The organism is Pseudomonas sp. Irchel 3E13, from assembly GCF_900187455.1.
In the GTDB taxonomy this organism is placed as follows: domain Bacteria; phylum Pseudomonadota; class Gammaproteobacteria; order Pseudomonadales; family Pseudomonadaceae; genus Aquipseudomonas.
In genome coordinates, this window is sequence record NZ_FYDX01000015.1 from 104442 (window position 1) to 118612 (window position 14171).

Consider the following 14171-nt stretch of genomic DNA (forward strand, 5'->3'; position numbering starts at 1 on the left):
GGACACGGGGCCGCCGACGCGAAGGCGCGCCAGGCAATACTCACTTTCAACGGGGTTGAACGGCGACCGGCACACTTCCGGTCGCGGTCCGGCGAAGGTTTACAGGGTGATACTGGTGGCGGGGTAGAACAGGATGTTGAGTACGAAGAGGATCATCCAGAAACCTATTTCCAGTGTTTCGGTAATCGGCTGGATCTTTTTTATTGCGCCGTAGACATGCACGAAAAACATCAACGTGAAGACCACGAAAAGAATATCGAAGGCATAACTGAAACTGGTGCCGGTGGTCGCCGAACGTAACATCGCAACTTCAACCACAAGAATGAACGCACCGAGGCACCGACCGAAATAGATAGCCAGGTGTTCGTGTTCGGGGACGGTCCAGCGCATGAGCCGGGCCCATTGCAGCGGGGCGAGGAAGATGGGTAAGGCAAAGAACAGGGTGGTCACGATCATCAGGGTGGTGATGTATTCCTTGCTGTATTGCGCATAGTAACCAAGCATTTAAGAACTCCTTGTTCCATCGGCGCGTTCAAACGCCATGCAGTAATTATTATTGTTGTGACTGGCTGGTTTTGCGGTGGGAAGTATTGCGAGGGCTGAACAACAGTGTCAACTGTACAAAAGCGCCTACTACCAAAGGCGCGGAGGGGAGTAATACCGCTCGCGCCGTAAGTTTCGACAGGGGTGTTTTATTTCAATACAGCGGAGGATCAGCAGTTATATCAACGTGATACACATATCGAGAGAAACAGGGGTGGGCGTCTCAAAACGACCCACCACAAAAAACATTCTCAAATACGGAATTGCCGCACCAGCGCACGCAAATGCGCTTCCAGCGACGACAGGCTTTTCGCCGTTTGCGCACCCTGGCGGGTTTGCTCGGCGACGCTCTCCACCGCCACCGCGATCTGGTGCACGCTCTGGTTGAGCTCCTCGGCCACGGCGGTCTGTTCTTCGGCGGCGCTGGCGATCTGCGCGTTCATCGAGCTGATGGTGCCGATCAGCGTGGCCATGGCATCCAGCGAGGTGCCCGCTTCGCTGGCCTGGTTGCGAGTGGCGTCGCCGGTCTCGCAGGAATGACGCATCGATTCCACCGCCGAGTGGGTGCCGGTGGTGAGGCGGTCGATCATCACCTGGATTTCCTGGGTGCTCTGCTGGGTGCGGCTGGCGAGCCCGCGGACCTCGTCGGCGACCACTGCGAAGCCGCGTCCGGCTTCACCGGCCCGCGCCGCTTCGATGGCGGCATTGAGCGCCAGCAGGTTGGTCTGCTCGGCGATCGAGCGAATCACCCCGAGCACGCTGACGATCGACTGCACGTCCTGTTGCAGGCTGTCCAGCGACGTACCGCTGCCGCGGATGTTCTCCACCAGCGCGTGGATGCGCTTGATGCTGCCGTCCACCACCTGCCGGGCCTGTTGGCCCTGGGTGTCGGTTTCCTGTGCGGCATGGGCGGCGTTCTGCGCGCTGTGCGCCACTTCCTGGGCGGCGGCGGACATCTGGTTGATCGCCGTGGCGACCTGGGTGGTCTCGTGGCGTTGTTGTTCCATGGCCGCTTCCGAGCGACGGCTCTGGCTTTCCACCGACTCCACCAGGCTCGACAGCTCGCCGCTGACTTCCACCACCTGACGCACCAGGCTCTGGATCTTCTCGACGAAACGGTTGAACGAACCGGCCAACTGGCCCAGCTCGTCATTGCCGGCGCGCAGGCGGTGGGTGAGGTCGCCGTCACCGGCGGCGATGTCGTCGAGGTTGTCTTTCATGGCCTTGAGCGGCTTGAGCAGGGCATTGCTCAGGGTCAGCCCGGCGATGCCGAGGATCACCAGCAACACGGCAGCGATGCCCAGGATGCTGGTGAGGATCGACTGGATACGCTGGTCGATCTCGGCGCGCAGTTCGGTAATGCGCAGCTCGATATTGTCCAGGTTGACCGCTGTGCCCACGGCCATGTCCCACTTCGGCAGGTAATAGCTGTAGCCGAGCTTGGGCACCTGCACGCTCTCGTTGCCCGGCAGCGGCGAGCTGTAATTGACGAAGTGGCTGCCGTCCTTGGCCACCCGCACCAGCTCGCGGTTGATGAACACCCCGTTGACGTCCTTGCGCTCACTGAGGTTCTTGCCGACGTCCACCGGGCTGTCGCCGCGGAACAGGCGCACCACGTTGGAGTCGTGGGCGAAGAAATAGCCGTCCTTGCCGTACTTGATCTTCGACAGGACCGCGATGGCCTGCGCCCGGCTGGCCTCGTCACCGTTGGCGGCGGCGTCGTACAGGCCCTGCACCGAGCCGAGAGCGATCTGCATGTAGTCTTCGAGGCTCTGGCGGCTTTCGTCGACCAGGCGTTGGCGGGTTTCACTGACTTCGTTTTCGGCGAGGTGGCGCAGGATCCGGTCCGCTGCGCCACTAATGACCAGGGCGAACACAAGGACCGGGAGGACAGCGAGCAACAGCATTTTTGTTCTTAGAGTCAACTGCATCTTCGTTTCCTCAGTGGCGTCGCACATTGCGAGGGGTTTACCGATTCATCGGCAGGGCTGGGGAAAGCTGAAGAGGGTGGCATTTTGCTTAAGGGCTATTGTTTTCGGGCACATCCCGGCCTTCATCCAACTGTCATGTAACGAGATATATCCTCCAACCCTGGAATAGGTCAGGACTCTCGCATGAAAGGCAGCGCTTCCCTGTTTGCGGCCGTGGATCTCGGCTCCAATGCATTTCGTATGACCATCGGCCAGCAGGTCGTGTGCAACCGTCGCCTGGTCATTCGCAAGGTGAAGAGCCTGCGCGAGCCGGTGCGCCTGGCCGAAGGGCTGCAAGGCGATGCGCTGGATGCCCTGGCGCTGGAGCGCGGTTGGCAGGCGCTGGCGCGGTTCGGCAAGCAGCTCAGCGGGTTCCGCGAAGGCAGCGTGCGCGCCGTGGCCACCAGTGCGGTGCGGCAGGCGCGCAATGCGGCGGTGTTTCTCGAAGGCGCGGAAGCCCGCCTGGGTTTCCCCATCGACGTGATCTCCGGCCAGGAAGAAGCGCAACTGGTCTATTCGGGCATCGCCCACACCATGCCCTGCGAGAAAACCACCCGCCTGGTGGTGGATATCGGCGGCGGCTCCACCGAGTTGATCGTCGGTCGCGGCAAGCAACCGATCTTCAGCGAAAGCCTGACCATCGGCAGCGGCACCTTCGGCAAACGCTTTTTCCCTGGCGGACGGGTCGACAGCCGTTCGCTGCAACTGGCGGAGCAGAGCGCCTGCCTGGAATTTTCCCGGGTCGCCCGGGAGATTGGTGCGCACGGCTGGCACGCGGCGATCGGCTCGTCCGGCACTGCGCGCATGCTGGCGCGGGTGCTTAAGGCCAACGGCCTGAACGACGGCGGGCGTGACGGCATCACCTATGCCGGCCTGCTGCGTCTTTCCCTGAGCTTGCTCGAAGCCGGCCACGTCAAGCGCGTGAAACTCTGCGGCCTGCAGGAACATCGTCTGGGCATGCTGCCCGGCGGTCTGGCGATCATGCTGGCGGCGTTCAAGGCCTTCGGCATCGACGACATGACCCCGTCCGAGCCCGGCCTGCGCTTCGGCCTGCTGCACAGCCTGATGGACAACGGTTCGGCCCGACACTGATAAATTGCCCTTGAGTACCCGCATGATCACCACTCAGGGTCACCACCAGGACGCCGATCTCAACGGCCTGCTCTACGGCTTCGTCTTTCGCCCCGGCCAGCCGGGCCGGGAGATCGACTCGACGCAGGCCCTGGAACTGCTGCTCAATCCTGGCGAGCCGGAAGAATTCCTCTGGCTGCACATGAACCTTGCGCACGCCGCCTGCGAGCGCTGGATGAAAGGCAGCCTCGACCTGCCGGAAACCTTCTTCGAAACCCTGCGCGAAGGCTCGCGCTCGACCCGCATCGAACACACCGACACCGCCTTGCTGGCGGTGGTCAACGATGTGGTGTTCAACTTCGGCCTGGTGTCATCGGACGTGTCCACGCTCTGGGCCTGCGCCCGCAGCCGGCTGCTGGTCAGCGCGCGCTTGCAGCCGCTGCACTCGGTGGACCGCTTGCGTTCCTCGGTGAAGCGCGGCGAACGCTTTGCCTCCACCGTCGAGCTGCTGATTCACCTGTTGGGTGACCAGGGTGATCTGCTGACCCAGATCGTCCGCGAAACCACGTTGAACGTGGACCGTATCGAAGACCAGTTGCTGTCCCAGCGCCTGAGCAACAACCGTGCGGAACTGAGCGGCATGCGCCGCGTGCTGGTGCGCCTGCAACGCCTGTTGGCGCTGGAACCGGGCTCGCTGCTGCGCCTGCTCAACCGCCCGCCGGACTGGCTGCGCGAGCAGGACATGCGCCAGTTGCGCTCGGCCACTGAAGAGTTCGCGGTGATCATCAACGACCTCACCGCGCTGGTGGAGCGGATCAAGCTGTTGCAGGAAGAGATCGCCGCCAAGCTCACCGAAGAGAACAACCGCACGCTGTTCACCCTGACAGTGGTGACGGTGCTGGCGCTGCCGATCAACATCATCGCCGGTTTCTTCGGCATGAACGTCGGCGGCGTGCCGTTGGCGGATGACCCGCACGGGTTCTGGGTGCTGGTGGCGCTGGTGGCGACCTTTACCGTGCTGGCGGGGCGCTGGGCGTTTCGCAAGCGTGGGGATTATTGAGTCCGCGGAGCCGCATCGCTGATTTGCCAGCGATGCGGCGTTAGATCAGAACAACTTGCTCAACACCCAGTACAAACTCCCCGACAACAGAATCGCCGCCGGCAAGGTCAGCACCCAGGCCATCAGCAGGTTGCGCACCGTCCCCCACTGCAACCCCGAGCCGTTCGCGGTCATGGTTCCGGCCACGCCCGAAGACAGTACCTGGGTCGTTGACACCGGCAAACCATACAAGTCGGCCGCGCCGATGGTCAGCATCGCCACGGTTTCCGCCGAAGCACCTTGTGCGTAGGTAAGGTGGGTCTTGCCGATTCGTTCGCCGACGGTCACCACGATGCGTTTCCAGCCCACCATGGTGCCCAATCCCAGGGCGATGGCCACGGCGACCTTGACCCACAGCGGAATGAAGCGAGTCGCATCGTCGATCTGTTTCTTGAAGGCTTGCAGCTTGGCGCTGGTGTCGGCGTCGAAGCCGCCGACCTTGTCCTTGTCCATCAGACGAATGGCTTCGGAGGCCAGGTACATGTCGTTGCGCACGTTGGCCATGGCTTCGGCCGGCACCCGCGACAGCGAACCGTAGCCTTTCACCTGGGCGCCGATCTGGCCCGACAGCACGGCCAGCGCCGGCACCAGTTCAGGCGTGACCTGCTTGGTGCGCACGTAGGTTTCCAGCACCGGACGCGGATCGGCCGGGGCCGGCAGCGGGGCACTGCGTTGCAGGGCTTGCTGGGTCACTTCGGCCACTGCGGCGAACTGGATGGCCTGGCTTTCCGGCATGGTGCGGTTGAGCGCGTAGGCCATGGGCAGGGTGCCGATCAGGATCAGCATGATCAGGCCCATGCCTTTTTGGCCGTCGTTGGAGCCGTGGGCGAAGGACACGCCGGTGCAGGTGAGGATCAACATGCCGCGAATCCACCACGGCGGCGGCGCGTCACCTTCAGGGGCCTTGTACAGCGCGCGGTTTTTCACGAACAGGCGCAGGGCCAGAAGCAGCAGCCCCGCGCAGACGAAGCCGACCAGCGGCGACAGCAGCAGCGAATAACCGACCTTGGTCGCCTGCGCCCAGTCCACGCCGCTGGTGCCGTCGCGGCCGTGCATCAGCGCGTTGGCGATGCCGACGCCGATGATCGAACCGATCAAGGTGTGCGACGACGACGCCGGCAGCCCCAGCCACCAGGTGCCGAGGTTCCAGATGATCGCGGCGATCAGCAGGGCGAAGATCATCGCGAAGCCGGCCGACGAGCCGACCTGCAGGATCAGCTCCACCGGCAGCAGGGCGATGATGCCGAACGCCACCGCGCCGCTGGACAGCAGCACGCCGAGGAAGTTGAAGCAGCCGGACCAGACCACCGCGAAATGCGCCGGCAGGGAGTTGGTGTAGATCACCGTGGCAACGGCGTTGGCGGTGTCGTGGAAGCCGTTGACGAACTCGAAGCCAAGGGCGATCAGCAAAGCGATGCCCAGCAGCAGGAAGGGCGTCCAGGTGGTGACCACGGCATTCATGTCGCCGACGTCGCGCACCAGGCTCCAGGCCGAGAACAGGATGCCGGCGGCAATGATGGTGAAGAAAATCGCCGAGGCGAGCCGGCCAGGCTTGTGCACGAGCTGCGGGCGAGGGCCCGCGGCGCGTGGGGAAGGCGTTGCGGTGAGTGTGCTGGTGTCCATGTTCCGGTACCGGTGAGGGGAGGGCACCGGTGATTATCGGAAGTGGATGTTACAGGATGTGTCTACATCGAAATCAGTAGACCTCCGGCACGATCAGCGCTTGCGGCGTCGGCGTGCGGCTGTAGTCGGCCTGGCGAACCCGTTGCGGCAGCGATACGGTCGGCGTCTGCACCTCTTCATACGGCACCTGGTCGAGCAAGTGCTGGATGCAGTTCAGGCGGGCCTTTTTCTTGTCGTCCGCCTGCACCACCCACCAGCGCGCTTCATCGATATGGGTGCGCTCGAGCATGATTTCCTTGGCCTTGGTGTAGGCCTCCCAGCGCCGGCGGGATTCCAGGTCCATCGGGCTGAGTTTCCATTGCTTGAGCGGGTCGTGGATACGGCTGAGGAAGCGCAGGTTCTGTTCCTGGTCGGAGATCGAGAACCAGTACTTGATCACCTGGATCCCGGAACGCACCAGCATGCGTTCGAACTCCGGCACGCTGCGGAAAAACTCTTCGTACTGATCGTCACTGCAAAAGCCCATGACCCGCTCGACGCCGGCGCGGTTGTACCAACTGCGGTCGAACAGCACCACCTCACCGGCTGCCGGCAGGTGCGGCACGTAGCGCTGGAAGTACCATTGGGTCTGTTCGCGGTCGTTCGGCGCGGGCAGGGCGGCGACCCGGCAGACGCGCGGATTGAGGCGCTGTGTGATGCGCTTGATCACCCCACCTTTGCCGGCGGCGTCACGGCCTTCGAAGAGGATCACGATCTTGTGGCCGGTCTTGACCACCCAGCTCTGCAGCTTGACCAGCTCGCCCTGAAGCCGGAACAGCTCGCGGAAATAGCGACGGCGCGCTGCTTTTTCCGGGCTGTCCGGGAGGTTTTCGTCGAACAGTTCGTCGAGGTTTTCAGCGTCTTCGGCCAGCTCCAGTTCGAGCTCTTCGTCGCTGTGGTCGATCAGCTCGTGGTAGATGCGCTGGATCAGGGAGTCGTCGGTCAGGATCATCATGTGTCTCGCTCACGGTAATAGCGCCGATGTTAGGCAGGCTCCGTGGCAGGCAAGTGACAATCCGGACGGCTATTTCAGTGGCACGAAAATATCCGTCTGCCACTGCTCTTGCGGCGTTTGCGGGAACACGCTCAGGTACTGGAAAAACAGCGGCTGATCGCGCAACTCCTCGCCACTGGCGGGCAGCCAGTCGCGGTAGATCGGGTAGATGGTTTCGCCGATATGGTCCGGCGAACCTGAGTGGCGTACCACCGCGTAGCGACCGCCGGGAATGATCCGCTCGCCGACAGCAAAGTCGTTGGGCCGCACCGCCTCGTCGATTTCGCCGCAAACGGCGAAATGAAATTGCTCTGGCGGGGTGGTATCGGGGTTGTTGAACGGAATGCCGAACGTGCGGCTCGACACCACCGGCGACTGGCCGCTGTGGATGCGCCAGTCGATAAAGCGGCGCACCGTCTCCGGCACCAGCCCCGGAGGGCCGATATGCTCCAGCGCGGCAACGCGGACTTCGGCGAAATCGACGATTCTGACCTGCATGGTGATGCTCCTGGAAAAGTGAGGGATGGCGAACACCGCGTTCCAGACCTGCCAGTTCGGCGTCTTGCGAAAAGCGCTGGGGTTCATGCCGAAGTCCCGGCGAAACGCCCGGCTGAACGCCTCCGGGCTTTCGAACCCGGCGCCCAGCGCGGCGTCCAGCACCGAGTGCCCGGCGCTTTGCACCAGCCGATGCGCGGCCCGGCGCAGGCGCATCAGTTGCACATAACGGGCAACCGGCACGCCGACAAAGGCCGAAAACTGGCGGTGAAAATGGAACTCCGAGAAATTCGCCAGATGGCTCAGGGTCTTGACCGACAGATCGCCTTCGAGGTTGTCGGCGATGTGGGTCAGGACGGTGGCGAAGCGTTTGGCGTAACTGGAGTCGCTGGACATCTCGGGTACCGTGGGCTGGTTTTGCGGTAGGCACAGGATCGGTGATTGACGGGTGGGCGCGCCTAGCCGGGTTTGCTCGATGGTGGGGGAGATTAGCACCGGGCTCACTGAACGCTGGCTTGGCGGGCGCAAAGCGGCCCTATCAAACCGCGATCAATTGGCTCTTTATCAACCCTCGTCCGGCCCCTATTCTGCTGCCCATTTGCGCGGAACCTGTCTTCATGGATTCACTGCTTCTCACCATCATCTTCGGCGCCGCCCTGGCCGGCTTCGTCCAGGGCCTGTCGGGCTCGAACTTCGGCCTGGTGGCCATGGCGGTCTGGGCCTGGGCGCTGGATCCGACCCTGACCGGGCCGCTGGTGGTCTGCGGCTCGCTGGTGGGGCAGGTGCTGGCGGCGGGAACCTTGCGCCGAGGGCTGAAGCGCGAGCATCTGGTGCCGATGCTGATCGGCGGGCTGGCCGGGGTGCCGCTGGGCGTGGTGTTGCTGCATGCCATCGACCCGCTGGTGTTCCGCCTGCTGGTGGGGATCGTGTTGGCGCTGTGGTGCCCGCTGATGCTGTTTTCCAGCAATTTGCCGACGCTGCGCCTTGGCGGACGCAAGGCCGATGCCGCGGTGGGCGTGCTGGGCGGGGTGATGGGCGGCATCGGCGGCCTGACCGGGCCGGCGCCGGCGCTGTGGGCGGTACTCAAGGGCTGGGACCGCGACACCCAGCGTTCGGTGATCCAGGGCTTCAACCTGGGAATGCAGTTGCTGACGATGATCACCTATCTGGTTTCCGGCACCGTGTCCGCCGAAGCCCTCGGCCTGTTCCCGGTGGTGGCGCTGGCGGTGCTGCTGCCCACCTTCGCCGGAATCCGCGCCTATCGGCATTTCAGTGATATCGCCTTTCGCAAGATAGTGCTGGGGTTGCTGGCGTTGGCGGGTGTGCTTTTGATCATTCAGTCGCTGCCGCACATTGCCTAGGCTCGCAGCGCCGCCCCTGAAACCCTTGTCTCCAGGGCAGCGCAACCCTCCAGGCAAGCGCTTATGGCCCCAACATCCGCCAACTCTCCGTGAGCTCCCGACCCAATCGCCGCAGCCGGGAACCCTCACTCACTTTGGGGCGAACCGCTCCCACCAGCCGGGCCGGCTGGTTTGTTGTTGATAGGTCTGCACCTGGTCTGCCGCGCTGCCCAGCAACTGCGCAACGGTCGAGCCGCGCCTGGCCACATAGTCATCCAGCTCGGCGATGGCTTTTTCCAGCACCCCATAGCCACCGGTAAACACCGCCGAGGTCATCTCCGTGGCGCTGGCGCCGGCCAGCAGGAAGCGCGCGACGTCCAGCCCGGTGCGCGCGCCGTTGGTGGCGATCAGCGGGTAGTCGTCGGCCATGGCCTTGCGGGTCAGCATCAGCCAGCGCGCCGTCAGCGGCAGCGCCCAGGAACCGCCAATCGCGGCACTGGTGCCGAGCAGCGGCAGGCCGCTGTCCAGATCCGGCAGGAAGCCCATGAAACGCCCCATCATCACCACGCTGTCGGCGCCACCACGCCGCGCCGCCTGGGCCAGGCCGACCACGTCTTCGCTCTGGCCGGTGAGCTTGATCCACAACGGCAAGGTGGTCGCCTGGCGGATGCGCCGGACGATCGTTTCAATGCGCTCGGCACCGCGTTCCAAGACGATCGCGCCCTTGGCCGCTTCCTCGCCGTGGGGCGCGCCGATGTTCAGTTCCAGCACCCGCAGCCCGGCCTGTTCGATCTGCCGGGCGTAGTCGGCGCATTGCTCCAGGTCGCTGAGGATCAGGCTCGGGATCACGTAGGCGTCGAGGCTGCGGGCGTAGTGGTCGAGCTGGACCAGTTCGTCCAGCCAGTCGCCGAAGTCACGCTGGACCAGGCCCGAGCGGCCGAACAGGCTGGCGTCGGCCGGCGGGTTGAAATCCCAGGGCAGGGGATTCCACTGGGCGTCGAGCAGCAGGTAGTCGGTCTTGTCCAGTTGCGCCTTGGCCGCTGCGGATTCGTTGGTGGACTTGGCCACCACCGCGCCCGCGCCGGTGTCCAGCGCGGCACGGATCGCCGCGGCGGTCATGGTCTGTTCACCCGCGCCGCAGATCACCGGGTTTTTCAGGGTGAGCTGGCCGAGGGTGGTGGTCAGTCGGGTCATGGGCGCGCTACTCACAGGTTCATCAGGCGGGCGGCGTTGCCCGAGATCATTTTGCGGATGTCGGCGTCGCTGTACTCCAGGTCCAGGAGTTGGCCGATCACGTTGCGGAAGCCGTCGGCGATGTTCGGGTTGCCCTGCTGGCCGAGGTCGGAGCCGAGGATGGTGAGGTCGATGGTGCCGGCCTCGATCACTTCGCGCAGGAAGGTGTCGTCATAGAATTTGAACTTCGACCCCGGCACCCACATGCACATCGAGTGCTCCATGAACACGCCTTCGCGGGCGAGTTGGCGCATGTCGTCGAGGGTGGCGTCGACCACGTAGGTCGGGTGGTTGACCAACAGGCGCTTGACCCCGCGCTGGCGCGCTTCCTCGAACAGCGGCCAGATTTCGCGGATGTTCAGGTGGCCGGCGGAAAGCACCACGTCCTGGGCGGCGATCAGGTCGAGGATGGCCTTGACCTCTTCCTTGAGCTTGCCGTCATCGTCCAGCACGGTCAGCGGAATGGGCTGCAGCATGCGCTGGGTGGTCTGCGGGAATTTGTCGACGAACTTCACGTCCTGGTGGTGATGGGCGATGTGGTTGGCCGAGGAGAAGGTCGGCATCCATACCAGTTTGGCGCCGAGGTTCAGGCCATGTTCCACGGCGTGGACGTTGAGGCCGCCCACCGAGTTGTTCAGCGGAACCCCCGACAGCATGTGCACGTTCAGTTCGCTGAAGTGTTTGTTGAGCAGGGTGGTGACCGGCGTGCAACTGTAATAGTGGTCCTTGAGCAGCACGGCCTTGAGGCCGGCTTCGGAGGCTTCGCGCATGGCTTCGATGTGGTCGCAGTAGCGCGGCATCACCGAGGGACCGCTGTGGCAGTGCAGGTCGATGGCGCCGACCAGCAGGTCGTTGATGTGGGCCTGGCGTTCGTCGTTGGCGGTGGGGGTGAGAATGGCGTTCATGGGGCTACCTCTTTTTCTTGTTGGGTAGCGACTCAGCGGGCCGAGTCGCGAAAATGGCGGGCGTGCTGGCTCCAGCCGGCGCGCAGCAGCGCCTGGTCCGAGCTGAGGATGAAAAAGCTCACGCCGCGGGCGGCGAAGCGGTCGAGGTCTTCGAGGCTGGCGACGAAGATGCCGCTGGCCTTGCCGGCGCGGGCGGCGGCGTCGAGCACACGGTTGACGGCGGCCTCGACCCGCGGATCGTCGAGGCGCTCGGCGCCGAGTGACACGGCGAGGTCGGCGCGCCCCACCAGCAGGCAGTCGATCTGCTCGACGCTGGCGATGGCGGCGAGGTTGTCCAGCGCTTCGCGGTCTTCGATCTGGGCGACGATCGCGTGGCGGCCGTCCTCGGCGGCGAGGTGCTCGGCGAGGGTGGCGCGGCCGTAGCCGCCGGCCCGCGGCGAATTGGAAAAACCACGAGTGCCGTCGCGATAGCGGGTGCCTTGCAGTATTTGCCGGGCCTGGCCGGCGTCGATGATGTGCGGCAGCACCAGCCCGTCGGTACCGAGGTCGAGGGCTTGCAGCAGGGTGGCCGGGCGCGCATCGGCCACCCGCACCAGACCGCTGACGGACGCGGCGCGGCAGGCCAGCAGGCCCAGGTCGAGGCTGCCCTGGTCGAAGGGCGCGTGCTCGGCATCGAGCACCACCGCATCCAGGCCGGCATCCCCGGCAATTTCCACCACGGCATGGCTGGGGGTCTTGATGAAACTACTGAGCAGCGGCTCGCCGGCGCGCAGCCGGGTGGCGAAGGTGGCGGCGCTCATGCCGATACCGCTGCGTCGGCAAACTCGCCGGCCTGGTATTCGATCAGGTGGCGGTAGTCGTCACGGATCGGCGAGAACACATCCAGGTTCATTACCACTTCAGTGCCGAGCGGTTCGGCGTAATGCACCACGTGCGGCGGGATGCGGATCATGCTGCCGGGGCCGCCTTCGACCACCTCGTCGCCGAGGTGAAAACGCACGCGGCCCTGAACGATGATCACCAATTGTTCGAAGGTGTGGCTGTGGGGGAAGACATCCATGCCCGGGCTCAGCCAGTTCATGACGCACAGGGTGTCGTCGCCACGAAAGGCCACCCGTTCCACTCCCTTGCGCACGACTTCCCGTGGCAGGTCATTCCAGTTATGCAGCAGTGCCTGGGCGAGGCTCATCGGCGAATCTCCTTTTTGTTTTCTATAGAGGAACAGTGTTTCGCTGTGAGATAAAACTACGCCTGCCGTATCGAGGCGGTCAAGCCCCTTTTTCAACCTTGACAGCGGCTTTTGAACGGCCCTAGGATTGTGTCGTTCAAAAGAACAACATTTCGTTGTAAGAAATATTAGCCTCAAGGAATCCACAGATGCGAGTAATCGAGTCTCTTCTGATTGACGGCCAGTGGTCGGCTGGCACCCACGAACGCCAGGCGGATGTCTACAACCCCGCCACTGGCGAGCTGATCGCCCGTCTCGGCCTGGCCTCGACCGCCGATCTGGACCGCGCCCTGGCCGCCGCCCAGCGGGGCTTTCAGGTGTGGCGCAAGACCTCGGCCTACGAGCGCTCGAAAGTCCTGCGCAAGGCGGCGGACCTGGTACGCGAGCGCTCGGACGAGATCGCCGCGCTGATTACCCTGGAGCAGGGCAAGCCGCTGGCGGAAGCGAAAATGGAAGCCTTCGGTGCCGGCGACCATATCGACTGGTACGCCGAAGAAGGGCGCCGCGCTTATGGCCGGGTGATTCCGCCGCGCGCCCGCGGTGTGCGGCAAACCGTGCTGCGCGAGCCGATCGGCCCGGTGGCGGCGTTCAGTCCGTGGAACTTCCCGGTCAGCCAGTTGGTGCGCAAGATCGCCGGCGCGCTGGCGGCGGGCTGTTCGATCATCGCCAAGGGCCCGGAAGAAACGCCGTCCTCGTGTATTGAGTTGTGCCGCGCCTTCCAGGATGCCGGCGTACCGGCCGGGGTGTTGAACCTGGTGTTCGGCGTGCCAGCGGAAGTGTCCGATTACCTGATCCGCTCCGAGGTGATCCGCAAGGTGTCGTTCACCGGCTCCGTGCCGGTGGGGCGCGCCCTCGGTGGGCTGGCCGGCCAGTACCTCAAGCGCTGCACCCTGGAGCTGGGCGGGCACGCACCCTTTATTGTTTGTGACGACGTCGATGTCGAGGCCGTAGCGGCCTTGGGCGCCGGCTTGAAATTCCGCAATGGCGGGCAGATCTGCGCTTCGCCGACCCGCTTCTATGTGCAGTCGGCGGTGTATGAGCAGTTTGTCGAAGCCTTCTGCCGCGTCAGCGCCGGACTGAAGATGGGCGACGGCCAGGACCCGGCCAGCCAGCTCGGCCCGTTGGCCAACCCGCGTCGGGTGGCGGCGGTGCAGGAATACGTGGACGACGCGCTGGCGGTCGGCGCGCAACTGGCGCTGGGCGGCGCGGGTGTCGAGGGCGGCGGCTTCTTCTATCCGGCCACGGTGCTCACCGATGTTCCGGAAAGCGCTCGGGTGATGAGCGAAGAACCCTTCGGCCCGATCGCCTCGATCGTGCGTTTCGACAGCCTCGACGAGGTGATCGAGAAAGCCAACAGCTTGCCGTTCGGCCTGGCGGCCTTTGCCTTCACCCGTTCGATCCAGCGCGCCACGTTGCTGGCCGACGAACTGGAGTCGGGCATGGTGTCGATCAACCACTTCGGCCTGGCGGCGCCGGAAACGCCGTTCGGCGGGGTGAAGGACAGCGGCTACGGCAGCGAAGGTGGCAGCGAAGGGCTAGACGCCTACTTCACCACCAAATTCGTCAGCCAGATCGGCTGACCGGTCACCTCATTCATTGAATTAGCGGGACCTGTGGGAGCTGGCAAGCCA

Annotated in this window: 12 protein-coding genes and 2 pseudogenes; 4 read left to right on the top strand and 10 right to left on the bottom strand. The window is 64.3% G+C overall.

From position 1 onward, the window contains the following. Positions 1-99 precede the first annotated feature (99 nt). From CKW37_RS24455 to CKW37_RS33805, 3 genes and pseudogenes are all read right to left on the bottom strand, one after another. Complete coding sequence (locus tag CKW37_RS24455) at positions 100-504, bottom strand: hypothetical protein (RefSeq protein ID WP_095158797.1); 405 nt, start codon at positions 502-504, stop codon at positions 100-102. A 290-nt stretch (positions 505-794) separates the two neighbouring features. Continuing rightward, positions 795-1550 carry a methyl-accepting chemotaxis protein gene (locus CKW37_RS33800; protein ID WP_371864337.1) on the bottom strand — a complete coding sequence of 252 codons (756 nt, stop codon included), beginning with the start codon at positions 1548-1550 and terminating at the stop codon, positions 795-797. A gap of 102 nt (positions 1551-1652) precedes the next feature. Then, positions 1653-2501: pseudogene (locus CKW37_RS33805) on the bottom strand (cache domain-containing protein); the annotation flags it as partial. A gap of 156 nt (positions 2502-2657) precedes the next feature. On the opposite strand from CKW37_RS33805, the gene CKW37_RS24465 reads away from it, so the two are divergent. Together CKW37_RS24465 and CKW37_RS24470 are read left to right on the top strand one after the other, a co-directional pair. After that, positions 2658-3605, top strand: a complete 948-nt coding sequence (locus CKW37_RS24465) for a Ppx/GppA family phosphatase (RefSeq protein ID WP_095158799.1) — start codon at positions 2658-2660, stop codon at positions 3603-3605. Positions 3606-3608: 3 nt separating this feature from the next. Beyond that, positions 3609-4644 (top strand): annotated as a pseudogene (locus tag CKW37_RS24470) (transporter). A 45-nt stretch (positions 4645-4689) separates the two neighbouring features. Here CKW37_RS24470 and CKW37_RS24475 read toward each other — a convergent pair. From CKW37_RS24475 to CKW37_RS24485, 3 genes are all read right to left on the bottom strand, one after another. Beyond that, a complete protein-coding gene (locus tag CKW37_RS24475) occupies positions 4690-6306 on the bottom strand; it encodes an inorganic phosphate transporter (protein WP_095158801.1) in 1617 nt (538 codons plus the stop codon). Positions 6307-6379: 73 nt separating this feature from the next. Next, positions 6380-7297, bottom strand: a complete 918-nt coding sequence (gene ppk2, locus CKW37_RS24480) for a polyphosphate kinase 2 (protein ID WP_095158875.1) — start codon at positions 7295-7297, stop codon at positions 6380-6382. Between the two features lie 72 nt (positions 7298-7369). Then, positions 7370-8230 carry a GyrI-like domain-containing protein gene (locus CKW37_RS24485; protein WP_095158802.1) on the bottom strand — a complete coding sequence of 287 codons (861 nt, stop codon included), beginning with the start codon at positions 8228-8230 and terminating at the stop codon, positions 7370-7372. Between the two features lie 221 nt (positions 8231-8451). On the opposite strand from CKW37_RS24485, the gene CKW37_RS24490 reads away from it, so the two are divergent. After that, the gene (locus tag CKW37_RS24490) at positions 8452-9195 is read left to right on the top strand and encodes a sulfite exporter TauE/SafE family protein (RefSeq protein ID WP_095158803.1); all 744 of its coding nucleotides are present in this window, start codon (positions 8452-8454) and stop codon (positions 9193-9195) included. Between the two features lie 129 nt (positions 9196-9324). On the opposite strand, the gene CKW37_RS24495 is transcribed toward CKW37_RS24490, so the two are convergent. Genes CKW37_RS24495 through CKW37_RS24510 form a run of 4 tightly spaced genes read right to left on the bottom strand, consistent with a single transcriptional unit; the run spans position 9325 to position 12501 of the window. Beyond that, a complete protein-coding gene (locus tag CKW37_RS24495) occupies positions 9325-10368 on the bottom strand; it encodes a hypothetical protein (protein WP_095158804.1) in 1044 nt (347 codons plus the stop codon). A gap of 11 nt (positions 10369-10379) precedes the next feature. Further along, on the bottom strand, positions 10380-11312 hold the full coding sequence (locus CKW37_RS24500) for a DUF6282 family protein (protein WP_095158805.1): 933 nt from the start codon (positions 11310-11312) through the stop codon (positions 10380-10382). Between the two features lie 32 nt (positions 11313-11344). Continuing rightward, positions 11345-12112, bottom strand: coding sequence for an HpcH/HpaI aldolase/citrate lyase family protein (locus CKW37_RS24505; RefSeq protein WP_095158806.1), 768 nt, complete (start codon positions 12110-12112; stop codon positions 11345-11347). Further along, the gene (locus CKW37_RS24510; RefSeq protein ID WP_095158807.1) at positions 12109-12501 is read right to left on the bottom strand and encodes a cupin domain-containing protein; all 393 of its coding nucleotides are present in this window, start codon (positions 12499-12501) and stop codon (positions 12109-12111) included. The genes CKW37_RS24505 and CKW37_RS24510 overlap by 4 nt, the downstream gene beginning before the upstream one ends. Before the next feature lie 188 nt (positions 12502-12689). Here CKW37_RS24510 and CKW37_RS24515 point away from each other — a divergent pair, with 188 nt between their 5' ends. Beyond that, the gene (locus tag CKW37_RS24515) at positions 12690-14120 is read left to right on the top strand and encodes an NAD-dependent succinate-semialdehyde dehydrogenase (RefSeq protein WP_095158808.1); all 1431 of its coding nucleotides are present in this window, start codon (positions 12690-12692) and stop codon (positions 14118-14120) included. The last annotated feature ends 51 nt before the right edge of the window (positions 14121-14171 follow it).